The sequence below is a fragment of the Streptomyces longispororuber genome (assembly GCF_014656095.1).
In the GTDB taxonomy this organism is placed as follows: Bacteria; Actinomycetota; Actinomycetes; order Streptomycetales; family Streptomycetaceae; genus Streptomyces; species Streptomyces longispororuber.
Map to the genome: position 1 here is coordinate 1 of NZ_BNBT01000135.1, position 25,406 is coordinate 25,406.

21 protein-coding genes are annotated in these 25,406 nt (G+C 74.0%); 13 read left to right on the forward strand and 8 right to left on the reverse strand.

The features are described 5' to 3' along the window. The first annotated feature begins 282 nt into the window (after nucleotides 1-282). Complete coding sequence (locus IE330_RS30020; RefSeq protein ID WP_190139307.1) at nucleotides 283-1,758, forward strand: MFS transporter; 1,476 nt, start codon at nucleotides 283-285, stop codon at nucleotides 1,756-1,758. Between the two features lie 82 nt (nucleotides 1,759-1,840). Next, the gene (locus IE330_RS30025; protein ID WP_190139308.1) at nucleotides 1,841-3,298 is read left to right on the forward strand and encodes an MFS transporter; all 1,458 of its coding nucleotides are present in this window, start codon (nucleotides 1,841-1,843) and stop codon (nucleotides 3,296-3,298) included. Nucleotides 3,299-3,356: 58 nt separating this feature from the next. On the opposite strand, the gene IE330_RS30030 is transcribed toward IE330_RS30025, so the two are convergent. Then, nucleotides 3,357-3,995 carry a RusA family crossover junction endodeoxyribonuclease gene (locus tag IE330_RS30030; RefSeq protein ID WP_190139309.1) on the reverse strand — a complete coding sequence of 213 codons (639 nt, stop codon included), beginning with the start codon at nucleotides 3,993-3,995 and terminating at the stop codon, nucleotides 3,357-3,359. Between the two features lie 361 nt (nucleotides 3,996-4,356). On the opposite strand from IE330_RS30030, the gene IE330_RS30035 reads away from it, so the two are divergent. The 3 genes from IE330_RS30035 to IE330_RS30045 all read left to right on the forward strand — a co-directional run bounded on the left by IE330_RS30035 (nucleotide 4,357) and on the right by IE330_RS30045 (nucleotide 7,667). Beyond that, nucleotides 4,357-5,373, forward strand: coding sequence for an aldo/keto reductase (locus tag IE330_RS30035; RefSeq protein ID WP_190139310.1), 1,017 nt, complete (start codon nucleotides 4,357-4,359; stop codon nucleotides 5,371-5,373). Nucleotides 5,374-5,446: 73 nt separating this feature from the next. Then, complete coding sequence (locus IE330_RS30040) at nucleotides 5,447-6,040, forward strand: TetR/AcrR family transcriptional regulator (RefSeq protein ID WP_190139311.1); 594 nt, start codon at nucleotides 5,447-5,449, stop codon at nucleotides 6,038-6,040. 91 nt (nucleotides 6,041-6,131) lie between these two features. After that, on the forward strand, nucleotides 6,132-7,667 hold the full coding sequence (locus IE330_RS30045) for a GMC family oxidoreductase (RefSeq protein WP_229926028.1): 1,536 nt from the start codon (nucleotides 6,132-6,134) through the stop codon (nucleotides 7,665-7,667). Here the strand turns inward: IE330_RS30045 and IE330_RS30050 are convergent. Beyond that, a complete protein-coding gene (locus IE330_RS30050) occupies nucleotides 7,664-7,879 on the reverse strand; it encodes a hypothetical protein (protein ID WP_190139312.1) in 216 nt (71 codons plus the stop codon). The two genes, IE330_RS30045 and IE330_RS30050, sit on opposite strands and share 4 nt — an antisense overlap. Nucleotides 7,880-7,952: 73 nt before the next feature. Continuing rightward, nucleotides 7,953-9,335 (reverse strand): glycine--tRNA ligase, encoded by a 1,383-nt coding sequence (locus IE330_RS30055; protein WP_190139313.1) that lies wholly within the window; start codon nucleotides 9,333-9,335, stop codon nucleotides 7,953-7,955. 308 nt (nucleotides 9,336-9,643) lie between these two features. Between IE330_RS30055 and IE330_RS30060 the strand changes: the two genes are divergently transcribed. The 4 genes from IE330_RS30060 to IE330_RS30075 all read left to right on the forward strand — a co-directional run bounded on the left by IE330_RS30060 (nucleotide 9,644) and on the right by IE330_RS30075 (nucleotide 12,986). Next, the gene (locus IE330_RS30060; RefSeq protein ID WP_190139314.1) at nucleotides 9,644-10,642 is read left to right on the forward strand and encodes a metal ABC transporter substrate-binding protein; all 999 of its coding nucleotides are present in this window, start codon (nucleotides 9,644-9,646) and stop codon (nucleotides 10,640-10,642) included. A gap of 69 nt (nucleotides 10,643-10,711) precedes the next feature. After that, complete coding sequence (locus IE330_RS30065) at nucleotides 10,712-11,500, forward strand: metal ABC transporter ATP-binding protein (protein WP_190139315.1); 789 nt, start codon at nucleotides 10,712-10,714, stop codon at nucleotides 11,498-11,500. Between the two features lie 11 nt (nucleotides 11,501-11,511). Next, nucleotides 11,512-12,405 (forward strand): metal ABC transporter permease, encoded by an 894-nt coding sequence (locus IE330_RS30070; RefSeq protein WP_190139316.1) that lies wholly within the window; start codon nucleotides 11,512-11,514, stop codon nucleotides 12,403-12,405. Nucleotides 12,406-12,575: 170 nt separating this feature from the next. Beyond that, entirely contained in the window at nucleotides 12,576-12,986 is a 411-nt protein-coding gene (locus IE330_RS30075) for a Fur family transcriptional regulator (protein WP_190139317.1), read from the forward strand. 77 nt (nucleotides 12,987-13,063) lie between these two features. Here the strand turns inward: IE330_RS30075 and IE330_RS30080 are convergent, their stop codons facing one another. Both IE330_RS30080 and recO read right to left on the reverse strand, forming a co-directional pair. Beyond that, nucleotides 13,064-13,885: an isoprenyl transferase gene (locus IE330_RS30080; protein ID WP_190139318.1), complete on the reverse strand. Its 822-nt coding sequence runs from the start codon at nucleotides 13,883-13,885 to the stop codon at nucleotides 13,064-13,066. A gap of 96 nt (nucleotides 13,886-13,981) precedes the next feature. After that, nucleotides 13,982-14,728, reverse strand: a complete 747-nt coding sequence (gene recO, locus IE330_RS30085; protein WP_190139319.1) for a DNA repair protein RecO — start codon at nucleotides 14,726-14,728, stop codon at nucleotides 13,982-13,984. Nucleotides 14,729-14,949: 221 nt separating this feature from the next. Between recO and IE330_RS30090 the strand changes: the two genes are divergently transcribed. Further along, entirely contained in the window at nucleotides 14,950-15,309 is a 360-nt protein-coding gene (locus tag IE330_RS30090) for a hypothetical protein (protein WP_190139320.1), read from the forward strand. Between the two features lie 9 nt (nucleotides 15,310-15,318). Here the strand turns inward: IE330_RS30090 and IE330_RS30095 are convergent, their stop codons facing one another. Next, complete coding sequence (locus IE330_RS30095; protein WP_190139321.1) at nucleotides 15,319-15,534, reverse strand: hypothetical protein; 216 nt, start codon at nucleotides 15,532-15,534, stop codon at nucleotides 15,319-15,321. A gap of 354 nt (nucleotides 15,535-15,888) precedes the next feature. Between IE330_RS30095 and IE330_RS30100 the strand changes: the two genes are divergently transcribed. Both IE330_RS30100 and IE330_RS30105 read left to right on the forward strand, forming a co-directional pair. Then, nucleotides 15,889-16,731, forward strand: coding sequence for a helix-turn-helix domain-containing protein (locus tag IE330_RS30100; protein ID WP_190139322.1), 843 nt, complete (start codon nucleotides 15,889-15,891; stop codon nucleotides 16,729-16,731). Beyond that, the gene (locus tag IE330_RS30105; RefSeq protein ID WP_190139323.1) at nucleotides 16,713-17,063 is read left to right on the forward strand and encodes a DUF397 domain-containing protein; all 351 of its coding nucleotides are present in this window, start codon (nucleotides 16,713-16,715) and stop codon (nucleotides 17,061-17,063) included. Before IE330_RS30100 ends, IE330_RS30105 begins: the two co-directional genes overlap by 19 nt. On the opposite strand, the gene IE330_RS30110 is transcribed toward IE330_RS30105, so the two are convergent. Continuing rightward, entirely contained in the window at nucleotides 17,041-17,835 is a 795-nt protein-coding gene (locus IE330_RS30110) for an AraC family transcriptional regulator (RefSeq protein ID WP_190139324.1), read from the reverse strand. The genes IE330_RS30105 and IE330_RS30110 overlap by 23 nt on opposite strands. A gap of 56 nt (nucleotides 17,836-17,891) precedes the next feature. On the opposite strand from IE330_RS30110, the gene IE330_RS30115 reads away from it, so the two are divergent. Continuing rightward, entirely contained in the window at nucleotides 17,892-18,467 is a 576-nt protein-coding gene (locus tag IE330_RS30115; RefSeq protein WP_190139325.1) for a class I SAM-dependent methyltransferase, read from the forward strand. A gap of 181 nt (nucleotides 18,468-18,648) precedes the next feature. Here IE330_RS30115 and IE330_RS30120 read toward each other — a convergent pair whose 3' ends face one another. After that, a complete protein-coding gene (locus tag IE330_RS30120) occupies nucleotides 18,649-25,263 on the reverse strand; it encodes a non-ribosomal peptide synthetase (protein WP_190139326.1) in 6,615 nt (2,204 codons plus the stop codon). Nucleotides 25,264-25,406 lie beyond the last annotated feature (143 nt).

The window sequence follows — 25,406 nt, forward strand, 5'->3', positions numbered from 1 at the left end:
CGCGTGCCCGCTCCGGGCAGGGGCCGCGTGCGCGCTCGGGACGGGGGCCGCGTGCGCGCTCGGGACGGGGGCCGCGTGCCCGCTCCGGGCCGGGGCCGCGTGCTTGCCCGGGGCGGGGGCCGTGTTTCCCCTCCGCGCGGGGGGCTCGTACGTCGCTGGGGGCTCCATGGTCACGCTCACGCTCCCAGGCTGCCCCAGCCCCTCACCCTGTTGCCAGGTGCAACTACTACCAGGATAAAGACACTCTGGTACCCCCTTGAGGCCGCGCCGATCGTCGTACCCGTGACTGCTACGACCACCAACCCCAGCACCGACACCAGTACCGGCACCGCCACCCGCACCGACCCGACAGCCGCCGACCCCGCCGCCCGCGGCCCCGCCCTCACCGCCCTCGGCCTCTTCACCATCCTGCTCGGCACCTCCCTGCCCAGCACCGACTTCTTCGTCGTCAACGTCGCGCTGCCCGACATCGCGCGCGACCTCGGCGCGTCGCCGTCCGCCCTGGAGATGGTCGCCGCCGGGTACGCCGTCGCGTACGCCGTGCTGCTGGTCCTCGGGGGCCGCCTCGGGGACGCGTACGGGCGCCGCAGGCTCTTCCTGTGGGGCGTCGCGGGCTTCGGGCTGACCTCGCTGGCCTGCGGTCTCGCCCCCGGTGCCTGGTCGCTGGTGGGGTTCCGGGCGGCGCAGGGCGTGGCGTCCGCGCTGATGCTGCCGCAGGTCCTCGCCACCATCCACGCCACCACGCGCGGCGAGCGGCGCGCGCGGGCCGTCGCGCTGTACGGCGCGGTGAGCGGGCTCGCGATGGTGCTGGGGCAGGTGCTCGGCGGCGTCCTGGTGTCGGCCGACATCGGCGGCACCGGCTGGCGCATGGCGTTCCTGATCAACGTGCCGGTCGTCGTCCTCGCGCTGCCGCTCGCGGTGCGGTCGGTGCCGGACAGCCGCGCCGAGCAGCCCCGGAGCGGCGACGTCGGCGGGACGGTGCTGCTGGCCGCCGCGCTGGTCGCGCTGCTGCTGCCGCTGACGGAGGGCCGGGCGGCGGGCTGGCCGCTGTGGTCGGTCCTGACGCTGCTGGCCGCGCCCCTGCTGCTGTGGGCGTTCGCCGCGGTGGAGCGGCGGGCCGAGGACAGCGGCGGCAGCCCGCTGCTCCCGCCGTCCCTGCTGCGCGAGCCCGGTGTCGCCCGGGGCCTGCTGATCGGCGTACCGATCTTCATCGGGTTCAGCGGCTTCATGTTCGTCGGCGCCGTGACGCTCCAGGAGGGGTTGGGGTACGGCGCCCTGAAGGCGGGGCTGACGCTGGTGCCGATGGGGCTGGCGCAGTTCTGCGGGTCCCTGCTGCTGCCGCGCCTGGTGAACCGGCTCGGCAGCCGCACCCTCACCCTGTGCGCCCTGGTGCACGGCGCGGGTCTCGTGGTGCTCGCCGCCACCCTGCTGTGGGCCCCGTGGTCCGCGCTGAGCCCGCCGGCGCTCGCCCCGGGCCTGGTCCTGTGCGGCCTCGGGCAGGGCCTCCAACTGCCGCTGTACTACCGCCTGCTGCTGGCCGCCGTGCCCGCGGCGCGGGCGGGCGCGGGCAGCGGGCTCGCCGCCACCGCGCAGCAGTCCGGGCTCGCCGTCGGCGTGGCCACGCTCGGCTCGCTGTTCCTGGCCCTGGAGACGGACCTCGGCACGCGCGAGGCCTTCGCGGCCGTCCTGGCCGTGCAACTGGCCGGGCTCCTGGGCCTGGCGGCACTGAGCCTGCGGCTGCCGCGCGAGCTGGGGTGAGACCGGGCGGCCGGGGCTCGGGTGCGGGGTGCGCCCCGGGCGCCCGGGGCGCATAACCCGCCCCAGGGTTACCGTCGGCTGTATGCCCGAGCCCGACCTGAGCCCCCGCCGCCGCCACCTGGTCCTCGCGATCTGCTGCATGAGCCTGCTGATCGTCAGCCTGGACAACACCGTCCTGAACGTCGCGCTGCCGACCATGGCGAAGGAGTTCGACACCAGCATCTCGGGCATGCAGTGGACCATCGACGCGTACACCCTCGTCCTGGCCTCGCTGCTGATGCTGGCGGGCTCGACGGCGGACCGCGTGGGCCGCCGCCGGGTGTTCCGGACGGGGCTCGTGGTCTTCACCCTGGGCTCGGTCCTGTGCTCGCTCGCCCCGAACCTGGAGTCGCTCGTCGCCTTCCGCACGGTCCAGGCGGTGGGCGGCTCCATGCTCAACCCGGTCGCCATGTCCATCATCACGAACACCTTCACCGAGCCGCGTGAGCGCGCCCGCGCGATCGGTGTCTGGGGCGGGGTCGTCGGCATCTCCATGGCGGCGGGGCCGCTGGTGGGCGGCCTCCTGGTGGAGGCCGTCGGCTGGCGGGCGATCTTCTGGGTCAACCTGCCGGTGGGTCTTGCGGCCCTCCTGCTCACCACGCGGTACGTGCCTGAGTCCCGGGCCCCGAAGCCCCGTCGCCCCGACCCGGTGGGCCAGTTGCTGGTGATGGTGCTGCTCGGCTCGCTGACGTACGCGATCATCGAGGCGCCCGCCGTGGGCTGGACCGCGCCGCTGACCCTGACCTTCGCGGCCCTCGCGCTCGCGGCGCTCGCCGGTCTGCTGCTGTACGAGCCGCGCCGCGAGGAACCCCTCATCGACCTGCGGTTCTTCCGCTCGGCGCCGTTCAGCGGGGCCACGGTCATCGCGATCTGCGCGTTCGCGTCGCTCGGCGGCTTCCTGTTCCTCTCCACGCTCTACCTCCAGGACGTGCGCGGCCTGGACGCGCTGCACGCGGGCCTGTGGATGCTGCCGATGGCGGCGATGACACTGGTGTGCGCGCCGCTGTCGGGCCGCCTGGTGGGCGCGCGGGGACCGCGCCTCCCCCTCCTTGTCGCGGGGGTGGCGATGACGGTGTCCGGGGTGCTCCTCGCGGCGTTCGAGGCGGAGAACGAGAACGGCACGCGGTTCCTCGCCTACGTCCTGTTCGGCATCGGCTTCGGCGTGGTCAACGCCCCCATCACCAACACCGCCGTGGCCGGCATGCCCCGCGCCCAGGCGGGCGTCGCCGCCGCCGTCGCCTCGACCAGCCGCCAGATCGGCCAGACCCTCGGCGTCGCGGTGATCGGCGCGGTCCTCGCCTCCGGCGTGACGCGGTCCTACGCCGCCGACTTCACCGAGGCGAGCCGCCCGGCCTGGTGGATCATCACGGCCTGCGGCACGGCGGTCCTGGCCATAGGCCTCCTGACCAGCGGCCCCTGGGCCCGAGCCACGGCCCACCGCACAGCCCGCCGCCTGACCCCGAACCCCGAGGAGCAGCCCCGGACGGCCAACTCGGGCTGAGGACGGCCCCGTGCGCCGACGCCCTCGCCCCCTGCCTCGGCGCCGTCATCGCGCCCCCTCAGGAGTCCGCGTGCCGCACCACCGTGAACGTCCCCAGCCGTGCGCGCGGGAAGGGCCGCGCCGCCGGAAGGACGGCCCGCGCGACGCTCTCGGCGATTCCTTCGTCGAGCATTCCCTGATATGCCGCGAGAGCCGCACGATACGTGCGTACGAAACCGTCCTGAACACCTTTTTCGGCCTGCGGCAGGATGTAGCAGCGGTCCGCGCCGAATTCCATGAACGAAATTCCCTCGCGGGACATGTAGCCGTCGGCGGACAACGCCCTGAACTCCAGATCGAATCCCGTCCGTGCTCCTGGGGTCAGCCACGAGGCGCGGATCGACTGGACCTGATTGTCGTCGATCATGATGCCATCGGCCCCGGTCACCGCGTCGAGGAGCGGCTTCAGGACGTTGTCGAGGTCGGCCACCAGGTGGGTCTGATAACGGCGGGACTCCTCGACGTACCACAACAGGGTCACTTCGATGTCGTGAGTGACTACTCCCCTCGTGCCGCTTCGGACAGCCGAAGCGAGGGCATTCCTGAAACCGGCCTTCCGGACCGGATCGGCCTGCAGCGACACAGGATCCACCGCGCTGCGGATATCGACGCGGCCGTGCTCGCAGGACTCGCGCACGGCGAAGTCGGCCTCGGTCACCACTGATCTGGACACGGGGGGAGTTTCTCAACGCCGGCCGATCACCACAAGCGCCGGGAGCGCGGGCGGCGGCAGTCGCCGACCAGGGGCCTCGGAGGTGAACGCGCCGCCTCTCAGCGGCCGGGCTCCGCAGGGGCCGCGGCGTGACGCGTACGGGACGCCTCCTCCGTCGGCCGATGCCTCTCCGGCTCCGGAGGCTACCGACGACGGTCGGCGGCCCGCCGCAAGTTACAGATTACAGAACTTGAAATCTGTCAGCCACGGGTGCATGGTGGAGGTGTGGCGCCCCTGTGCGCAGCCCTTGCCGGGCTGCGCACAGGCCCGCTGCCCCTCTTCCCTTCGGAGCCCCCCAGGAGCCCCCATGCGCACCCAGAAGCTCGGCACCACCGGACCCGTCACCTCCGCCCTCGGTCTCGGCTGCATGGGGATGTCCGCGCTGTACGGGGAGGCGGACCGCGGGGAGTCCGTCGCCACCGTGCACGCCGCGCTCGACGCGGGCATCACCCTGCTCGACACCGGCGACTTCTACGCCATGGGCCACAACGAGCTGCTCGTCGGCGAAGCCCTGCGCACCGCGCCCGCCGCGCTGCGCGAACGGGCGCTGCTCAGCGTGAAGTTCGGCGCCCTGCGCGACCCGGACGGCGGCTGGTCCGGCTACGACGGGCGGCCGGCGGCGGTGAAGAACTTCGCCGCGTACTCGTTGCAGCGGCTCGGCGTCGACCACATCGACGTGTACCGGATCGCCCGCCTCGACCCTGACGTGCCCGTCGAGGAGACCGTCGGCGCCATCGCCGAGCTGGTCGAGAAGGGGTACGTGCGCCACGTCGGCCTGTCGGAGGTGGGCGCGGACACGCTGCGCCGGGCCGCCGCCGTCGCGCCGGTCTCGGACCTCCAGATCGAGTACTCGCTGATCTCGCGCGGCATCGAGGACGAGATCCTGCCCACCGCCGCCGCGCTCGGCATCGGCGTCACCGCGTACGGCGTGCTCTCGCGCGGCCTGATCTCCGGCCACTTCACCCGCGACCGGCAGCTCGCGGCGGACGACTTCCGCGGGCTGAGCCCCCGCTTCCAGGGCGAGAACCTCCGGCGCAACCTCGACCTCGTCGACGCCCTGCGCGCGGTCGCCGAGGCCAAGGGCGTGAGCGTGGCGCAGACCGCGATCGCCTGGGTGCTCGCGCAGGGGCCGCGGTTCGGCGCGGACATCGTGCCGCTGGTCGGCGCCCGCCGCCGGGACCGCCTTGCCGAGGCGCTGGGCGCCCTGGACGTCGCCCTCGACGGCACCGACCTCGCGGCGATCGAGGAGGCCGTGCCCGCCGGCGCCGCCGCGGGCGCCCGCTACCCCGAGTCGCAGCTCGCGCACCTCGACAGCGAGCGCTGACCTGAGCGGGGAGCGCCCCAGGGGCGGGCGCCCCGGCCGGGAGCCGTCCCCGCCGACGGGTACCGTCGGATCCATGGCCCCGACCGAGACCCTGACCGCCGAGCGCATCCTCGCCACCACCGAGGACGTGCTGCGCCGCCACGGCGCCGCCAAGGCCACCGTGGTGGACGTGGCCCGCGCGCTCGGCGTCAGCCACGCCGCCGTGTACCGCCACTTCCGTACGAAGGCGGCGCTGCGGGAAGCGGTCACCGAGCGCTGGCTGGACCGGACGACGGCCGCGCTGCGGCGGGTCGTGGACGACCGCTCGCTGCCCGCGGACGAGCGGCTGCGCCGCTGGCTCACCACGCTGTTCGCGGCCAAGCGCGAGAAGGCGGGCGCCGACCCGGAGCTGTTCGCGACGTACGAGGTGCTGCTCGGCGAGAACAGCGGGGTCGTGGAGCGGCACGTCGCCGACCTCGTCGGGCACCTCCGCCTGATCCTGGAGGAGGGCGTCTCCCGCGGCGAGCTGGCCCTGCCTGTCGCGGACGCGGGGCTGGCGGCCCGCGCGGTGTTCGACGCCACGGGCCGGTTCCACGACCCGGGGTACGCCCGCGAGTGGTCCGCGCCCGGCATCGACGAGGCCTTCACGGCGGTCGTGGAGCTGACGCTGGCCGCGCTGCGCCCCTGAATCCCCCCGGTTTCGGCGTTCCCCTGCGTCCCCTGCGCCCCTCCTGATTGCCTGGGCCCCACCGAGCACCCGGGCACCCAGGAGGGGCGAAGTGGCCTTACGCACCGATGAGTTGGCGGCGGAGTACGACTACGTGGTGGTGGGCGCCGGGTCCGCGGGCTGTGCCGTCGCGGCCCGGCTCGGCGCGGACCCGGACCGCAGCGTGCTGCTCCTGGAGGCGGGCCCGGCGGAGCACAAGGCGGACCTCGCGACCCCGACCGCGTGGCCGTCGCTGGCGGGATCCGAGGCCGACCACTGCTACACGACCCTGCCGCAGCCCGGCGTGGGCGGCGTCCCGCTGCCGTGCCCGCGCGGGCGCGCCCTGGGCGGGTCGAGCGCCGTCAACGGCATGGTGTTCCTGCGCGGGCACCGCGCCGACTACGACCACTGGCACTGGGCCGCGGCGGGCTGCGCCGGGTGGGGCTTCGACGACCTGCTGCCGTACTTCAAGCGGATGGAGTCGGTGCCGGGCGGCGACCCCGCGTGGCGCGGCCGGACGGGTCCGCTGCGGGTCGCGCCCGCCCGGCCCGAGGCCGTGAACCCGCTGTCCCAGGTGTTCGTGGAGGCGGCGGTCGCGGCGGGCCACCCGTACAGCGGCGACCTCAACGGCGCCGTCCAGGAGGGCGCGGGCCTGGTCGACCTGACCATCGCGGACGGGGTCCGGCAGAGCGCGGCCGACGCCTATCTGCGGCCGCTCGACGGCGCCCGGCCGCGCCTCACGGTGGCGCCCGACGCCCGCGTGCGCCGTCTGCTCCTGGACGGCGACCGGTGCACGGGCGTGGAGTTCACGCGCGGGGGCGCGCCGGTCACGGTGCGAGCCCGCGCCGAGGTGATCGTGTGCGCCGGGGCGGTGGACTCGCCCCGGCTGCTGCTGCTCTCGGGCATCGGCCCGGCGGACGAGCTGCGGACGGCGGGGGTGGACGTACGGCACGACCTGCCGGGCGTGGGGCGCGGGCTGCAGGACCATCCGCTGTGCGGCGTGGTGTTCGAGGCGGACCGGCCGATCCCGGCGGGGCGGCTGAACCTGTCGGAGGCGGCGCTGCACTGGCGCAGCGACGCGTCGCTGCCGGGTCCTGACATGCAGGTGCTGTTCATCCACGTCCCGTACCACCCGCCGACGGTCGCGGCGCCGGAGAACTGCTTCACGCTGGGCGTGGCCGCGGTGCCGCGCGCCCGTGGCTCGGTGCGGATCGCGGACGCCGACCCGGACGTGCCGCCGCTGATCGACCCGGGCTACCTGGGTGACGCGGACGACGTACGCCGCATGCTGCTCGGCGTGGAGGTGGCGCGGGAGGTGGCGGCGGCGGGGCCGTTCGCCGCCTGGGGCCCGCGGGAGGTGCTGCCGGGCGAGGCGCGGGCGCGGGCGTTCCTGACGGCGGCGACGGGTCCCTACTTCCACCTGGCGGGCAGTTGCGCGATGGGGACGGGCGCGGAGGCGGTGGTGGACCCGGAGCTGCGGGTGCGCGGCCTCGGCGGGCTGCGGGTGGCGGACGCGTCGGTGATGCCGCGGATCGTGTCGGTGAACACGGCGGCGGCCGCGACGGTGATCGGCGAGAAGGCGGCGGACCTGGTGCGGTCCGGGACCTAGCCCCGCGCGGACCCGGCGGGGTCCACCGTCGCCTGGTGGACGCGCTCCAGGTGGTCCGCGGCCGTCAGCCACGCCAGGAACGGGGCCCTGCGCCGCCAGCCGCACGTGCCGCAGAGCAGGTGGCGCCGCACCCCTGGCTTGAGGAGGCGGACGACGTGCTCGCGCCCGTGCTGGTCCCAGCGCCTGACCTGACGTACGGCCGTCGGAGGCATGGCCCCAGTGTGCACCGAAGCCCCCGGCTCCAGCACCGGAACCGGGGGCTTGCGGGGCGACGGGGCGCGGACGTCAGCAGCCGACGAGACGCGTGGCCAGGTAGCCCTCGATCTGGTCGAGGGAGACCCGCTCCTGCTTCATCGTGTCGCGCTCACGCACGGTCACCGCGTTGTCCTCAAGGGTGTCGAAGTCGACGGTGACGCAGAACGGCGTGCCGATCTCGTCCTGGCGGCGGTAGCGGCGGCCGATGGCGCCCGCGTCGTCGAACTCGATGTTCCAGTTCTGCCGGAGCGCGGCGGCCAGGCCCTTGGCCTTCGGGGACAGCTCCGGGTTGCGGGACAGCGGCAGGACCGCGGCCTTCACCGGGGCGATGCGGTGGTCGAAGCGCATGACGGTGCGCTTCTCCAGCTTGCCCTTGGCGTTCGGGGCCTCGTCCTCGACGTAGGAGTCGAGCAGGAAGGCGAGCATCGTGCGGCCGACACCGGCGGCGGGCTCGATGACGTACGGCGTCCAGCGCTCGCCGGCTTCCTGGTCGAAGTACGACAGGTCCTGGCCGGAGGCCTTGGCGTGCGCGGACAGGTCGTAGTCGGTGCGGTTGGCGACGCCCTCCAGCTCGCCCCACTCGCTGCCGCCGAACTGGAAGCGGTACTCGATGTCAGCGGTGCGCTTGGAGTAGTGGGAGAGCTTCTCCTTCGGGTGCTCGTACCACCGCATGTTCTCCTCGCGCAGGCCGAGACCGGTGTACCAGTTCCAGCGCTGCTCCATCCAGTACTCCTGCCACTTCTCGTCCTCGCCCGGCTTGACGAAGAACTCCATCTCCATCTGCTCGAACTCGCGGGTGCGGAAGATGAAGTTGCCGGGCGTGATCTCGTTGCGGAAGGACTTGCCCATCTGGGCGATGCCGAACGGCGGCTTGCGGCGCGAGGTCGTCTGCACCTGGGAGAAGTTGGTGAAGATGCCCTGCGCGGTCTCGGGCCGCAGGTACGCGACCGAGCCGGAGTCCTGGGTCGGGCCGAGGTGCGTCGAAAGGAGGCCGGAGAACTGCTTGGGCTCGGTGAACTGGCCCTTGGTGCCGCAGTTGGGGCAGTTGATGTCGGCGAGGCCGTTCTCGGGCGCGCGGCCCTTCTTCTCCTCGTACGCCTCTTCCAGGTGGTCGGCACGGAAGCGCTTGTGGCAGGAGGTGCACTCGGTCAGCGGGTCCGTGAAGGTGGCGATGTGACCGGAGGCCTGCCAGACCTCGGTGGCCAGGATCACGGACGAGTCGATACCGACGACGTCTTCCCGCGAGGTGACCATGTAGCGCCACCACTGGCGCTTGATGTTCTCCTTCAGCTCGACGCCCAGCGGTCCGTAGTCCCAGGCGGCGCGCTGGCCGCCGTAGATCTCGCTGCAGGGGAAGACGAAGCCTCGGCGCTTGCTCAGGCTGACGATGGTGTCGATCTTGTCGGCGGCCACGGTGCTCTCTTCATTACGACGACGACGAAGCGCGCCCCTGCGGGGGCGGCGGCTCCAGGAGCGAATGCCTCAGGTTACCGGCGCCCGCACCCCCCGGATCAAATCGATTGGCTCCCCGACCGGTTCCCGGTCCGCCCCCGGCCGGTTCCCTCCCGCCCACGCGCCCCACTCCTACGGCTTCGCCCCATTCCCACGCCGGGGACCGGCCCGGTCCGCGAGGGGCGGGTGAGGGAGCCGGGCCCGGTGTGGGGGAAGCCTCGTCGACAGTTTGTTGACAATCGTTTCCATAATTGTTGAAAATGACTGTCATGAACGTACGACGCCGCCTCATACCCGTCTCCGCCCTCACCGCCGCGACGGCCCTCGCCCTCGTGTCCCTGTCGGCCTGCTCCTCCGACGACGCCGCGGCCACGAACAACAAGGGCAAGCTCGACGTGGTGGCGTCGTTCTATCCGATGCAGTACCTCGCCGAGCAGATCGGCGGGAAGCACGTCGAGGTCACCACCCTCACGGAGCCCGGTCAGGAACCGCACGACCTGGAGATCAGCGCCAAGCAGCGCGCCCAGCTCGAGGAGTCCGACGCCGCCCTGTACCTGAAGGGCCTCCAGCCGAACGTGGACGAGGCCATCGGGCAGTCGGAGCTGAAGACGAAGATCGACGCGGCCGGCCTCACCCGCCTGGAGAAGCACGAGGAGGAGGGCCACGGGGAGGAGGGCCACGAGGAGCACGGGGACGACGAGCACGGCGACGAGCACGACGGGCACGAGCACGGGCACGAGCACGAGGGCCCGGACCCGCACATCTGGCTGGACCCCGTCCGGTACGCCGAGGTCGCCGAGGGCGTCGGCAAGGCCTTCGCGAAGGCCGACCCGGACCACAAGGCGGCGTACGAGAAGAACGCCGCCGCCCTGGTGAAGAAGCTCAAGGGCCTCGACGCGGAGTTCGAGAAGGGCCTGAAGGACACCAGGACCAAGGTGTTCATCACCACGCACGCGGCCTTCGGCTACCTCGCCGAGCGCTACGGCCTCACCGAGGAGTCCATCACCGGCCTGGACCCGGAGGGCGAGCCGAGCGCGAACCGCGTCAAGGCGCTGCAGAAGATGGCCGAGGCCGACGGCGTGACCACGGTGTTCCACGAGACGCTCGTCAGCGACAAGACCGCGAAGACGCTCGCGAGCGACGCGAAGCTCAAGACGGACGTGCTCGACCCGGTCGAGGGCATCACCGAGAAGTCCCGCGGCGACGACTACCTCCAGGTCATGCGGTCGAACCTGAAGGCCCTGCGCACGGCGCTCGGTGCCAGGTGAGGGACGCGGCGGACACGGCGCGGCGTGACGGACAGCGGCGCGAGGACCCCCTCCGGAAAGGGGCACGGCATGGGTGACACCACCACGAAGACCACGGGAGAGCCCGTCATATCCCTGCGCGGGGTGACCGCCGAGCTGGGCGCCCGCCCGGTGCTGCGCGGCATCGACCTGACGGTCGGCGCGGGCGAGGTCGTCGCGCTGCTCGGCGCGAACGGCTCGGGCAAGTCCACGGCCGTCCGCTCGGTGATCGGCCAGGTGCCGGTGACGGGCGGCGAGATAGAGATCTTCGGTACGCCGCGCCGCCGCTTCCGCGACTGGGCGCGCGTCGGCTACGTCCCGCAGCGCACGACGGCGGCGGGCGGCGTGCCCGCGACGGTCACCGAGGTCGTGTCCTCGGGCCGGCTGTCGCGCACGCGCTTCGGCGTGCTGCGCAAGGCGGACCGGCAGGCCGTCCGCGACGCCCTGGAGCAGGTCGGCCTGGCGGACCGGGCCAAGGACTCGGTGAACGCCCTGTCGGGCGGCCAGCACCAGCGGGTGCTCATCGCCCGCGCCCTGGTCTCCGAGCCCGACCTGCTCATCATGGACGAGCCGATGGCGGGCGTGGACCTGGCCAGCCAGGAGGTGCTCGCCGCCACCCTGCGCGCGCAGGTGGGGCACGGCACCTCCGTCCTGCTCGTGCTGCACGAGCTGGGCCCCCTGGAGCCGCTGATCGACCGCGCGGTCGTGCTGCGCGACGGCTGCGTGCTGCACGACGGCCCGCCGCCGGAGGCCGTGGGCCAGCACGCGCTGCCCGGCCACGACCACGTACACCCGCACGACGCCGACGCGGCCCCCGTCCGCACCGGCCTGCTGACCTGAGGGACCCGGCGATGGAAATCCTGAACTACGCGTTCATGCAGCGGGCGCTGCTCGCCGCCGTCCTCGTCGGCATCACCGCGCCGGCCGTCGGCATCTACCTGGTGCAGCGCCGCCAGGCCCTCATGGGGGACGGAATCGGCCACGTGGCGATGACGGGCGTAGGGCTCGGCTTCCTGCTCTCCACGTCCCCGGTGTGGATGGCGACGGCGGTGGCGGTCGCCGGTGCCGTGATCATGGAACTGATCCGCTGGTACGGCCGCACGCGCGGCGACATCGCCCTCGCGATGCTGTTCTACGGCGGCATGGCGGGCGGCGTGATGTTCATCAACCTGGCGCCGGGCGGTTCGAACGCGAACCTCAGCTCGTACCTGTTCGGCTCGCTGTCGACGGTGTCCGAGGACGACGTGGCGGCGATCTGTCTGCTCGCCGCGTTCGTGGTCCTGGTCACGGTCGGGCTGCGCCGCCAGTTGTTCGCGGTGAGCCAGGACGAGGAGTTCGCGCGGGTCACGGGCCTGCCGGTGCGCGTCCTGAACCTGCTTACGGCGGTCACGGCGGCCATCACGGTGACCGTGGCGATGCGCGTCGTGGGCCTGCTGCTGGTGTCGGCGCTGATGGTGGTGCCGGTGGCCGCGGCGCAGCAGCTCACCCGGGGCTTCGCGGCGACGTTCGCGATCGCGGTGGCCATCGGCGTCGGTGTGACGCTCGGTGGCACCGTCACCTCGTACTACCAGGACGTGCCGCCCGGGGCGACGATCGTGCTCCTGACGATCGGGGTGTTCGTCGTGCTGACGGTCCTGGCCACGCCGCTGGCCCGCCGGAGGGCGCGGGCGCTGGCGCGCGGCGGGGCGGCGTGCACGGCGGACGTGCCGGGCGCGCGAGGCACCTCGGACGAGGTGAAGGTCTGAGGAGGTCACGGACGGGGCAGTGATCCTCCGGGCCGCGATCACGCGTGGTCCGGACCATGGCGGATCACTGTCCGAGAGCGCTCTGGCCAGGCTCCCGGGCCGACCTGGCACAATGGCCGGGCGAGATCCGACCTGTGACTGCTGTGCGGACGAGCGCTGAGGAGGCATCTGTGACGACGGCGGGACCGCCCGTGCGAGGCCGGGCCACCCGGCAACGAGCCGCGGTGGCGGCGGCCCTCGACGAGGTGGACGAGTTCCGCAGCGCGCAGGAGCTGCACGACATGCTCAAGCACCGCGGCGACTCGGTCGGTCTGACGACGGTCTACCGCACGCTCCAGTCCCTCGCCGACGCGGGCGAGGTCGACGTGCTGCGCACGAACGACGGCGAGGCGGTCTACCGCCGCTGCTCGACCGGTGATCACCACCACCACCTGGTCTGCCGCGTCTGCGGCAAGGCCGTGGAGGTCGAGGGCCCGGCCGTGGAGAAGTGGGCGGAGGCCATCGCGGCGGAGCACGGCTATGTGAACGTGGCGCACACCGTCGAGATCTTCGGCACCTGCGTGGACTGCGCCAAGAAGTAGTAGTACGCCCGTACGCGCCTGTACGTACGGAAGGGCCCGCACCACCGAGCCGGTGGTGCGGGCCCTTCCGTACGCCGTCAGCCCTTCTTGAGCTGCTCCTCGTTCGGGATCGCCCCGCCGAAGCGGCGGTCGCGGGAGGCGTACTCCAGGCAGGCGCGCCACAGGTCGCGGCGGTCGAAGTCCGGCCACAGGACGTCCTGGAAGACCATCTCGGCGTACGCGCTCTGCCAGATCAGGTAGTTGGAGGTGCGCTGCTCGCCGCTGGGGCGCAGGAACAGGTCCACGTCCGGCATGTCCGGGTAGTACAGGTACTTGGCGAGGGTCTTCTCGGTGACCTTCGACGGGTCGAGGCGCCCGGCGCGCACGTCCTCGGCGAGGGCCTTGGCGGCGTCGGCGATCTCGGCGCGGCCGCCGTAGTTCATGCAGAAGTACAGGGTGAGCCGGTCGTTGTCCTTGGTCTGCTCCTGGGCGATCTGGAGCTCCTTGGCGACGGACTTCCACAGCTTGGGCATGCGGCCCACCCAGCGCACGCGCACGCCGAGCTGGTCGAGCTGGTCGCGGGTCTTGCGGATGAAGTCCCGGTTGAAGTTCATCAGGAAGCGCACCTCGTCGGGCGAGCGCTTCCAGTTCTCGGTGGAGAAGGCGTACAGGGAGATGTTCCCGACGCCCATCTCGATGGCCCCCTGGAGGACGTCCAGGACGCGCTCGGCCCCCACCTTGTGGCCCTCGGTGCGCGGCAGGCCGCGCTCCTTGGCCCACCGGCCGTTGCCGTCCATGACGACGGCGACGTGCTGCGGCACCAGCTCGCCGGGGATCTTCGGCGGCCGCGCGCCCGACGGGTGCGGCTCGGGCGGCGTGTACTCACGGCGGGACCGTCCGAGGATTCCGCGTCGTGCCATAAGGGACTACTCCAGTTCTCAGCGATTCTTCCGGGGGCCGCGCGCCGTCGTGCCGCGCCTGTGCTGCCGCACGTCCTGTCTCTCCACGTACACGTCCTACTTCTCCACGTACCGGAGCGAGCGCAGCCCGCGCTCCAAGTGCCAGTGCAGGTACGCCGATACGAGCCCGCTGCCCTCCCGTGCGTGCCGGGGCTCGCAGGCGTCGGCCGTCTGCCAGTCACCGGTGAGGAGCGCCGCGAGGTGCGTGAGGGTCTCCGCCGACGGTACGACGCTGCCCGGCACCCGGCAGTCCGCGCAAATCGAGCCGCCCGCGGCGACCGAGAAGAAGCGGTTCGGTCCCGGCATGCCGCATTTGGCGCAGGCGTCGAAGCTGGGCGCGTAGCCGTTCACGGCGAGCGAGCGCAGCAGGAAGGCGTCCAGGACGAGGTGCGGCGCGTGCTCGCCGCGGGCGAGCGTGCGCAGGCCGCCGACCAGCAGCAGGTACTGCTGCACGGCGGGCTCGCCCTCGTGGTCGGTGAACCGCTCCGCCGTCTCCAGCATGGCCGTGCCGGCGGTGTACCGGGCGTAGTCGGTGACGATGCCGCCACCGTACGGAGCGATGGTCTCGCTCTGCGTGCACAGCGGCAGGCCGCGCCCGATCAGCTCGCCGCCCCGTGCGAAGAACTGCACGTCCACGTGCGAGAACGGCTCCAGCCTCGCCCCGAACTTCGACTTGGTCCTGCGCACCCCGCGGGCGACGGCCCGCACCCGCCCGTGCCCGCGCGTGAGCAGCGTGATGATGCGGTCCGCCTCCCCCAGCTTCTGGGTGCGCAGCACGACACCGTCGTCACGGAACAGGCTCATGGGCCCATTGTCCCGTACGGAATTCCGGCCGGGGGCCTTGGGGCGGGTGGGGCCGGAGTCGCCCGGGGTGGCACCCCGGGGCCCGCCCCGGTCCCTCCCGGGGCCGGGGCGGCGGCGGCCCGGGGGTGCGGCCCGGGACCTGCGCGGGATCACGGGCGGACCCCTCCCCCGCCGCGAGCCGGTAGCGTACGGGCGTCGCCCGCATCCGCACCGGAGGCCCCGTGACCCCACTCCCCGACGGCCCGCTGATCCCGAGGCCCGAGCCGGTGCCCGCCGCGTTGCGCGCGGCGGTGGCCGAGATCGCCCCCGGCCGCCTGCCCGCACTCACGCGCCACCTCTTCGAGGCCGCCACCCACGCCCACCGGACCCGGAGCCTCGCCCCCCTCCGCGCGTTCAGCCACTCCTGGGCCGTCTTCGTGGCCATCGAGCGGCATCCGCGACGCGCCGCCCGACTGCGTGAACTGGAGGACCTCATCGCCACCGGCGAGCGGGACCCGGCCGCCGCCCTCGCCGAGATCCGCCGCATCCTCGTCACCGCCGAGGCCGAGGCCGGGCTCCCGTCCGCCCCACCCCCCGGCTGACCCCCGCAGTCAAGGCACCTCCCCCCTGCTGCGCGCGTTCGCGTACGCCGTCGCCGCACGCAGCCGCTCCGCCGTCGTCGCCGTCCGCAGCACCTCGGGCGCGCAGTCCCACTCCCGCCCGCCGCCGTACGGCCGGAGCTGCACGTAGGGGCCCTCGTGGCCCATCACCTTGCCCACCCGGCCGGTCCGGGTGTCCACCGCGTACGTCCCGATGGGGAGCCTCATGGACACGCCTCCTCACCCGGCAGACAGGCGGCGAGCCGCGCCGCGGCCTCCACGGAGCAGCGTCCCAGGTCCACCAGCGGGCACGGCGCCTGCCGCGCCACGGTCGCCGGGTCCACCCGTAGCGACGGCAGTGTGATTCCCGCCCTCCGCAGGGCCGCGCGCAATTCCTTCACCGTGTCCTCCGCCTCTTCCACACATGCCGCCGAGTGCGTCTCGCCGGCGGCCTTTTTCGCCGTCACGTGGCTCCCCTTCACCGTCGATTTTCACGCTTCGTATCCCTACGGTGACGCAACGCGTCTACAGTTGGCAGGAGTCTGTGCTCTACAACCGCGGGGCTGGGGAGGGGAGTTATCCATGGCCAAAGGTGCCCATGGGTCGCGCCAGGCGGCCTGGGAGTTCTTCGGCGCGGAGTTGAAACGACGGCGCGAGAACGCGGGCCTCACCCAAGTGGAGCTGGGGGCCCGCGTTTTTGTCTCCGGCGGCTACATCGGCCAATTCGAACAGGCGATTCGTAAGCCGCAGTTGGATGTGGCTCAACGGATCGACGAAGTCCTACAAACCGAGGGCTTTTTCGAACGGCTGTGGCTCAAGCTCATCAAGGACTCCCCCTTCGCGGCGTGGTTCCAGGCCGTGGTGGAACTGGAGCGCCTGGCGACAAGGATCAGCGAGTTCGCGCCGACGATCGTGCCGGGGCTGCTCCAGACGCCGGAGTACGCGCGAGCGATCATGCTGGCGGGCAACCCGTTCGCGACGGACGAGTACATCGAGGAGAAGGTGCGGGCCCGGCTCGACCGGGGGCGGATCCTCAAGGATGCAGCGCGGCCGGAGTATTGGGTGATCCTGCACGAAGCCGCGCTGCGAGTGCCTGTCGGTGGTGCAGCCGCCATGGGCAGGCAGTTGGAGCACATTGCCACGTCTGTGAAGGAGCGGAAGGCTCTTGTCCAGGTTCTCCCGTTCGCAGCAGGCCCGCACCCGGCGATGGGCAAGATGATGACGGTCATGCAGTTCGAGGATGCTCCACCAACCGTCTATACAGAAGGGGTGCTTTCAGGGAATCTGCTGGACGAACCGGCGGTGGTGAAGCGAGTCATGGCGACCTACGATCTTCTGAGGGCCGCCGCGGTGTCGCCGGAGGCGTCCCTCGCCCTGGTCGAGTCGGCGGCAGAGGACTTCAGACGATGCGCGAGTACGACCTGACCACTGCCCAGTGGCGCAAGAGCAGCTACAGCGACGAACACGGCGGCAGTTGCGTCGAGGCCGCTTACGACTTCGTGGGCGCCGCCCGCTGGCGTAAGAGCACGTACAGCGACGGGCACGGCGGCGACTGCCTCGAAGTCGCCGCCGAATTCGAGGGCGCCGCCCGATGGCGCAAAAGCAGCCACAGCGACCAGCACGGCGGTGACTGTGTCGAGGTCGCGGACGGGGGTGACGGGGTCGTTCCCGTCCGGGACAGCAAGGTTCCGGACGGGCCCGCCGTGGTCGTAGGTGCGGCGGCGTGGCGGGCGTTCATCGCCGGGGTGGCTCGCTGACGTACTGCCTCGGTGTCACGCCCACCACGCGGTGGAACGCCGCCACGAACGAGCTGGCGGACGCGTAGCCCACGCGGCGGGCGACGGCCTCCACCGTCAGGCCCCCGGCCAGCAACGGCACGGCGGACTGCATGCGGAGCTGCTCGCGCCACCGGCCGAAGGGCAGACCGGTCTCGGCGGCGAAGAGACGGGCCAGCGTACGGGCGCTGACGCCCACCTCGGCCGCCCAGGCGGCGAGGGGGCGGCGGTCGTCCGGGGCGGCGGCGAGGGCGGACGCGACCGCGCGGGCGCGGGGGTCGCGGGGCTCGGCCACCGAGAGGCTGGTGGCGGGCACCGGCGCGAGCACGTCCAGGAGCACGGCTTCGGCGCGGGCGCGGGCGTCGAGGGTGAGGCCGGGGCTGCCCAGGTGGTCGATGAGGGCGCGCAGCAGCGGGGTGGCGGCGAGGACGGTGGGCTCGGCCCAGGAGGCGACCGGCTCCGGGCAGCGGACGGGGTTCACGTACGGGGCGCGCATCAGGGCGTCGCCCGCGGCCTCCGTGGTGTGCGGGACGCCCGCCGGGATCCACAGGGCGAGGGTGGGCGGCAGCAGCCAGGACCCGTCCCGGGTGCCGATGCGCAGCAAGCCGCGCTCGGCCCAGGCGAGTTGGTGGTACTGGTGGGTGTGCGTGTCGAACCGGACACCGTTCGGCATGGTGAAGCTGCCGACGAAGACCGCTGCGACGGGGTGGCCCAGGAGAGGCGGGGCCGTGCCCGGGTGTCCGTTGCGCGACATGATTCGGCAGCGTAGCCCGTGGTGGAGGGGGTGGCGGCGCGCCTAGCGTCGCTCGCATGCCGATGAATGTCGCACACCGCAAGCTGTGCAGCTCCGAGAAGTGGGCCCGGGTCACGAAGGAGCAGATCCTTCCCTTCGCGCTGGCGGGCGTGGAGTTGGGGGACGACGTACTGGAGATCGGGCCCGGGTACGGGGCGAATCTGCGCGTGCTGGCGGAGCGGGTGCCGCGCCTGACGGCGGTCGAGATCGACGGGCCGACGGCGCGGCTGCTGGAGACGCGGTGGGGCGGGCGGGCGCGCGTGCTGGAGGCGGACGCCTCCGACCTGCCGTTGCCGGAGGCGTCGTTCGACGCGGTGGTGTCCTTCACGATGCTGCACCATGTGACGACGAGGGCGGCGCAGGACCGGGTGTTCGCGGAGGCGTACCGGGTGCTGCGGCCCGGTGGTGTCTTCGCGGGCAGCGACAGCTTGTCGGGGCTCGGGTTCCGGCTGCTGCACCTCTTCGACACGATGAACGTGCTGGACCTGGAGGAACTGCCGAGTCGCCTCGCGGCGGCGGGCTTCACCCAGGTCCGCGTGGACCGGCACCCACGAGGCGGAGGCCTCCGCTTCCGGGGAACGAAGACCCCGTAAAAGGCCCCACCGACGAAGCCACGTGGCCATGGGCGGGCGGGAAACACCCGCCGCGGCAGCGGCGGGCACCCGAACGACCAGCGGCAGCGCAACGCGCCGGGGCCCCGCCCCCGAAGCCGGGGCAGCCATGGGCGGGCGGGTGGGAAAAAGGGCCCACCCACGCCGAGCCCCAGCCGCAGGCTCACGCCCCCGAGGCGATCCGCCGCAGCTTGGGGGCGGAATCTCGCGGCGCGGCAGCCACCACGCGGGCCAGCCCCGCGAGGCTCTCGGCCTCGAAGACGGAGCGGAGGGACACCCGTACCCCCATCTCGTTGCTGATGCGGCTGGTGAGCCGCGTCGCGAGCAGCGAGTCGCCGCCCAGCTCGAAGAAGTCGTCGCTCATGCCGACCCGCTCCACGGACAGCACCTGCGCGACCAGCTCGCAGAGCTGCCGCTCCCGCGGGGTGGCGGGCGGGACGTAGTCGGCCACGGCGGCCTCGGGCGCGGGCAGGGCGCCCAGGTCGGTCTTGCCGTTGGCGTTCAGCGGCAGCGCGTCGAGGAGGACGAAGGCCGCCGGGACCATGAAGTCGGGCAGGGCCTCCGCGGCGAAGGCGCGCAGCTCCCGCACCGACAGGGCGGGGCCCGAGCCGGACCCCTCGGGCCGCGCCGGGACGACGTACGCCACGAGCTGCTTGCCCCGCCCGGAGGGCGCCTCGCGCGGCACGACCACCGCCTGCGCCACGCCCTGGTGGCGTACCAGGACGGCCTGCACCTCGCCGGGCTCGATGCGGAACCCGCGGAGCTTGACCTGGTCGTCGACGCGGCCCCGGAAGTGCAGCAGCCCCTCAGGGGTCCACGCGGCCACGTCGCCGGTGCGGTACATGCGGGTGCCGGGCGGGCCGAACGGGTCGGCGACGAACCGCTCGGAGGTCAGGGCGTGGCGGCCCAGGTAGCCCCGGGCCAGGCGCTCCCCGGCGGCGTACAGCTCCCCCGGCGTCCCCGGCGGCACCGGCCGCAGCGCCGCGTCGAGGACGTACAGCCGGGTGTTGTCCAGGGGGCGGCCGATGGGCACCACCGGCCCGATGTCCTCGGGGCCCGCCATGACGTGGACGGAGACGGCCATGGTGGCCTCGGTGGGGCCGTAGGCGTTGACGAACCTGATGCCGGGGCAGGTGGCGAGGAGCCGCTCCACCGTGGCCGGGGGCACCACGTCCCCGCCCGCCCACACCTCGCGGACCCCGGTGAACGCCTCGGGCTGCTCCTCGGCGACCACCCGGAACAGGCCCGAGGAGAACATCACCCCGGTCAGCCCGTGCTCCGCGGTCAGCCGGGAGAGCGTGGCGACGTCGAGGCGGCCGGGCGGTGCGACGACGAGGGCGCCGCCGTTGAGCAGGGGCACCCACAGTTCGTAGGTGGAGGCGTCGAAGGCCTGCGCGCAGTGCAGCGGGACCCGCCGGTACACGTCGGGGTCCTGGCGGCGGTCCGTGGCCAGCCCGGTCACGCCGCGGTGGGTGACGCCGACCCCCTTGGGCGTGCCGGTGGAGCCGGAGGTGTACATCACGTAGGCGAGCTGGTCCGGGTGGCCCCGCCAGGACGGGGGCGGCGCCTCGTCCGGGGCGGCCGCGAGGGCGGCCTCGGTGGCCGCCTCGTCCAGGACGAGGCGGGGGCAGTCGGCCGCGGGCAGGCCCGCGGCCGTGGCCGCGTCGGTCACCAGGGCTGCGGGCGCGGCGTCGCGCAGCATGAACTCCAGGCGCGCCGCCGGGTACGCGGAGTCGAGCGGCAGGTAGGCGCCGCCCGCCTTGAGGACCGCGAGGACGGCGACCACGTACGCGGCGGAGCGGGGCAGGGCCACGGCGACGACCGCGTCCCGGCCCACGCCGCGCTCGCGCAGGAGCCGGGCGAGCCGGTTGGTGCGCCGGTCGAGCTGCCCGTAGGTCAGGGTGGTGCCGTCGGCGTCCGTGAGCGCCGGCGCCTCGGGGGTGGCGGCGGCGTGCCGGGCGAACAGCGCGGTGACGGTCGTCTCGGGCCGCTCCCGGCCGGTGGCGTTGAACTCCTCCAGGACCCGCGTGCGTTCGGCGGCGTCGAGCACCCCGACCTCGCTCACCCGGGCGTCGGGGTTCTCGGCGAGGCGTCCGAGGACGTGCGCGAACCGGGCGGCGAGCTCGTCGGCCGCGGCCTGGTCGAGGACGTGGCGCTGGTAGTGGACGGCCAGCCGGAGGTGCGGACCGTCCGGGTAGACGAACACGCTCACCGGATAGTGGCTGGCGGTGAACGAGCGCAGGCCGGTGACCGCGAACCCGGCGGCCGCGCCGGCCTCCGCGACGGCCGCGCGGTCCAGCGGGAAGGACTCGAAGCCGATGGCCGTGTCGAACAGCGTCGGCAGCCCGGTGGCGCGCTGGATGTCGGCGAGGCTGTGGTGATGGTGGTCGAGCAGCGCCGCCTGCCGGTCCTGGAGGCGGGTGAGGACCTGGCCGAGGGTGTCGCCGGGCGCGTAGCGGACGCGTACGGGCGGGGAGTTGAGGAACATCCCGACGATCGACTCGACGCCGGGGAGCGCCGGCGGCCGCCCCGACGAGGGGGCCGCGAACAGCACGTCGTGGCGTCCCGTCAGGCTGCCGAGGAGGATGCCCCAGGCGCCCTGCACCAGCGTGTTGAGGGTGACGCCCAGCTCGGTGGCGCGGCGGCCGAGCTCGCGTGCGCGGGCGGCGGGCAGGGGGACGTCGGACAGGCCGATGCCGGTGCTGTCGGCGTCGGGCCCGGCCTCGGGGAACAGCAGCGTGGGCTCCTCCACCCCGGCGAGCTCCTCCCGCCACACCCGGGCCGCCTCCTCCGTGTCCTGCCGGGCGAGCCAGGCCAGGTAGTCGCGGTAGCCGCGGACCCGGGGCAGCGCGGCCCCGTCGCCGTCGGCGGCGTACAGGCGCAGCAGGTCCTGGACGAGCAGCGGCAGGGACCAGCCGTCGAGGAGGACGTGGTGGGCCGTCAGGACCAGCTCGTGGCGGTCGGGGGCGAGGGTGAGCAGGGCCGTGCGTAGCAGGGGCGGCTCGGCCGGGTCGAAGAGCACGGTCAGGTCGTGCGCCAGGAACTCCTCCACGGCGGCCTCGCGCTCCGCCTCGCCGAGCGCGCCGAGGTCCCGCCGCGTCCAGGGCAGGGCGCAGTCCACGACGAGCTGGACCAGGTCGCCGCCGGGGCCGGGGACGAACCCGGCGCGCAGGGCGGGGTGGCGGTCCAGGAGGGCCTGGGCGGCGGTGCGCAGCCGGTCGGCGTCCACCGGGCCGGTCAGGTGCAGCGTGTACTGGCACAGGTAGGCGTCGAAGCCGGCCCCGGTCTCGTACGCCATCGTGGAGTGGAAGAGCAGGCCCGCCTGGAGGGGGGAGACCGGCCAGACGTCGGTCAGGCCCGGGTGGCGCTCCCGCCAGGTGTCGAGGTCGCCCTGGCCGACCGTGACCAGCGGCACGTCGGACGGGGTCGGGCCGCCCGCGCCGGGCCGCTCGGCGTGCCGGGCCAGGCCTTCGAGGGCCCGGCACCACAGGTCGGCGAGGTCCTGCACCGCGGTGGCCGGCAGGACCCCCTCCGGCGCGGTGAACAGGGCGCCGAGCCGGGGGCCCTCGGGGGTGTCGGTGACGTGGGCGTTGATGTCCAGCTCGGCGGGGGCCGGCATGCGCGGGTCCTGTCCGGCGTCCAGCTCGGCCAGCTCGGCGACGCCGGGGTCCTGGGTGAAGCCGAGGCCGCGCAGCTCGGGGGGCATGTCGGCGCCCGCGGAGAACCGGCCCAGGTAGTTGAAGCCGATCTGCCCGAGGGGGTGCGGGGCCAGGACGGCGGCCGTGTCGGGGTTGAGGTGGCGCAGCAGGCCGTAGCCGATGCCCTTGTCGGGCAGGGCGAGGAGCTGCTCCTTGACGGCCTTGACGAGGGCGCCGGCGGCGGGGCCGCCCGCGAAGGCGTCGTCGAGGTCGGCCCCCGACACGTCCAGGCGGACCGGGAAGACGCTGGTGAACCAGCCGACGGTGCGGGACAGGTCGGCGCCGGGGGCGGCCGCCTCCTCGCGGCCGTGGCCCTCCAGGCGGATCAGCACGGACGGCTCGCTCGTGCCGCGGGCCGCGCGCCACGTGGCCACCGCCATCGCGAGGGCGGTCAGGAGGCCGTCGTTGACGCCGCCGCGGAACGCGGCGGGCAGCGTCGTCAGGAGGGTCTCGGTGACCTCGGCCGGGAGCTGGACGCGGACGCGGGACAGGGTGGAGACGACGTCCACCGCCGGGTCCAGGCGGCGCGCGCCGACGAGCGGGTCGGGGCCGCTCACGACGGAGCGCCACAGCTCCACTTCCGCGGTCCGCGCGGGGCGGTGCGCCTCCGCCACCAGGGCGTGGGCCCAGCGGCGCACGGAGGTGCCGACCGGCGGGAGTTCGGGGGTCTCGCCCGCCCGGACGCACTGCCAGGCGCGGGCCAGGTCCGGCAGGAGGATGCGCCACGAGACGCCGTCGACGACGAGGTGGTGCAGGACGGCGAGGAGCCGTCCCGCGCGGTCCTCGCCCGCGTCGAACCAGACGAACTGCGCCGGCACGCCGCCCTCGGGGTCCAGGCGGGCGGTGGCGGCGTCCAGTTCGGCGAGGAGCAGGTCGCGCCAGGCGTCGGCGGGACCGTCGGCCGTGTCCGCCTCCCAGGGGCCGTCGTGGGCGACGCGGCGTATCAGCGCGTCCGCGTCCACCGTCCCGGCGGGCGCGACGAGCAGGCCGTCGGTGTCCGCCCCGTCGCCCGCCGGGACCAGGCGGGCGCGCAGCAGGTCGTGGTGGTCCACGACCGCGCCGAGCGTCGCCGCGAGCCCCGCGCGGTCGATGCCCTCGGGCAGCTTCAGGACCATGGCCTGGGAGAACCGGTCGAAGCCGGGGCCCCAGCCGCGCACCCAGCGGGTGACGGGCAGGTGCGGCAGGAAGCCGGTGCCGCCGCCGTCCAGCTCGTCGAGGACGGGGGCGGTGCCGTCCCCGGCCGTGGTCACGGCCTGGGCCAGGGCGGCGACGGTGCGGTGTGCGAACACGTCGCGGGCGCTGACCGCGAGGCCCCGGGCGCGGGCGCGGGTGGCGACCTGGATGGACTGGATGCTGTCGCCGCCGATGGCGAAGAAGTCGTCGTCGACGCCGACCCGCTCGGTGCCGAGGACCTCGGCGAAGAGCGCGGCCAGGCACTCCTCGCGGGCGTCGCGCGGGGCCCGGTAGTCCGCTCCGTGGAACTCCGGGTCGGGCAGGGCCGCCCGGTCCACCTTGCCGGTCGCCGTCAGCGGCAGCTCGTCGAGGGCCACGAACGCGGCCGGGATCATGTACGGGGGCAGCCGCTGCGCGAGGTGGGCCCGCAGCTCCCCGGGGACGACGCCGGAGTCGAGGGTGAAGTGGCCGGTGCCGCCGCCCCGCCGGGCGGCGAACGTCTCGTCCCTGGCCCGCACGGTGTACGCCACCAGGTGCCTGCCGTGGCGGCCCGGCAGGTCGCGCGGGACGACGACCGCGTGCGCCACCTGGCGGTGCGACTCCAGGGCGTCCTCGATCTCGCCGGGCTCGACGCGGAAGCCGCGGATCTTCACCTGGTCGTCGGCGCGCTCGCGGAACTCCAGGTGGCCGTCGGCGTTGCGGGCCACGATGTCGCCGGTGCGGTACATGCGCGCGCCCGCGCCGTCGAAGGGGCAGGCCACGAACCGCTCGGCGGTCAGGCCGCGGCGGCCCAGGTAGCCGCGGGCCAGGCCCGGCCCGGCCACGTACAACTCGCCGGGGGTGCCCGGCGGCACCGGGCGCAGCTCCGCGTCGAGGACGTGCAGCCGGGTGCCGTCGCGGGGCGAGCCGATCGGCACGGGCCCGGTCACCTCGTCGGCCGAGGTGACGGCGTGGCAGCTCACGAAGACGGTGGCCTCGGTGGGCCCGTACGCGTCGTACACCGTCACCCCGGGGCAGGCGCCGAGCACCCGGCGCACCGCCTCCGGGGACACGACGTCCCCTCCGCTCCACACCTCGCGCACCCCGGCGAAGGTGTCCGGCCGCTCGTCGGCCAGCACCCGTAACAGGCCCGCGGAGACGAAGACCCCGGTGACCGCGTGCCGGGCGATGAGCTTGGTCGTGCTCTCCGCGTCCGGGACGCCGGGCGGGGCCACCACGAGGGTGCCGCCCTGCAGCAGCGTCGGCCACAGCTCGAAGGTGGAGGCGTCGAAGGCGGGCGGGGCCTGGAGCAGGAACACGGCGCGCGCGGCGCCCGCAAGGCGGTGGTCGGCGGCCATCGCCAGGACGTCCTCGTGGGTGATGGCCACGCCCTTGGGGGTGCCGGTGGAGCCGGAGGTGTAGATGACGTGGCAGAGCCGTCCGGGCCGGTCGTCCGCCCCCGGCGGCGGTCCCGGCGGGGCGGCCGCCAGGGCCGCGGCCGTGTCCCGGGTGTCCAGGAGGAGGCGCGGGTGGTCGCTGTCCGGCAGCTCCGCGGCCGTGGCCGTGTCGGTCACCACGACGGTGGGCGCGGCGTCCTGGAGCATGAACGCGAGCCGTCGCGCGGGGTACCCGGGGTCGAGCGGCAGATAGGCGCCGCCCGCCTTGAGCACCGCGAGGACCGTCACGACGTACGGCACGGAGCGGTCGAGCGCCACCGCGACGACCGACTCCTCGCTCACCCCCCGCGCACGCAGCACCCGCGCCAGCCGGTCGGCCCGCTCGTCGAGCCGGTCGTACGTCAGCTCCTCGTCGCCGTCGACCACGGCGAGGGCCCGGGGGCGGGCGGCCGCCCGGGCCGCGAAGGCCGCGGCGACGGTGGCGCCGACGGCCTCCGGGTCGTCGGCGGGCGTCGCATGAAGGTGGGTCACTGGAACTCCCTGACGTAGAGGTCGGAATCGGTACCGCACGGGGGACGGCCCGCGCGGGCCGGGCGGAGGGCAGGGGGGACCGGCGCGCGCGGGTGTCCCGTGCGCACGGCGGTCCCGGTGCGGGGCGGCACGGCGGCCGGCGC

Bases quoted from the DNA above. Each gene is read 5' to 3' on its own strand.
- IE330_RS30025 (WP_190139308.1), top strand. From the start codon at position 1,841: ATGCCCGAGCCCGACCTGAGCCCCCGCCGCCGCCACCTGGTCCTCGCG.
- IE330_RS30035 (WP_190139310.1), top strand. From the start codon at position 4,357: ATGCGCACCCAGAAGCTCGGCACCACCGGACCCGTCACCTCCGCCCTC.
- IE330_RS30040 (WP_190139311.1), top strand. From the start codon at position 5,447: ATGGCCCCGACCGAGACCCTGACCGCCGAGCGCATCCTCGCCACCACC.
- IE330_RS30050 (WP_190139312.1), bottom strand. From the start codon at position 7,879: ATGCCTCCGACGGCCGTACGTCAGGTCAGGCGCTGGGACCAGCACGGG.
- IE330_RS30060 (WP_190139314.1), top strand. From the start codon at position 9,644: ATGAACGTACGACGCCGCCTCATACCCGTCTCCGCCCTCACCGCCGCG.
- IE330_RS30065 (WP_190139315.1), top strand. From the start codon at position 10,712: ATGGGTGACACCACCACGAAGACCACGGGAGAGCCCGTCATATCCCTG.
- IE330_RS30070 (WP_190139316.1), top strand. From the start codon at position 11,512: ATGGAAATCCTGAACTACGCGTTCATGCAGCGGGCGCTGCTCGCCGCC.
- IE330_RS30080 (WP_190139318.1), bottom strand. From the start codon at position 13,885: ATGGCACGACGCGGAATCCTCGGACGGTCCCGCCGTGAGTACACGCCG.
- recO (WP_190139319.1), bottom strand. From the start codon at position 14,728: ATGAGCCTGTTCCGTGACGACGGTGTCGTGCTGCGCACCCAGAAGCTG.
- IE330_RS30095 (WP_190139321.1), bottom strand. From the start codon at position 15,534: ATGAGGCTCCCCATCGGGACGTACGCGGTGGACACCCGGACCGGCCGG.
- IE330_RS30100 (WP_190139322.1), top strand. From the start codon at position 15,889: ATGGCCAAAGGTGCCCATGGGTCGCGCCAGGCGGCCTGGGAGTTCTTC.
- IE330_RS30105 (WP_190139323.1), top strand. From the start codon at position 16,713: ATGCGCGAGTACGACCTGACCACTGCCCAGTGGCGCAAGAGCAGCTAC.
- IE330_RS30110 (WP_190139324.1), bottom strand. From the start codon at position 17,835: ATGTCGCGCAACGGACACCCGGGCACGGCCCCGCCTCTCCTGGGCCAC.
- IE330_RS30115 (WP_190139325.1), top strand. From the start codon at position 17,892: ATGCCGATGAATGTCGCACACCGCAAGCTGTGCAGCTCCGAGAAGTGG.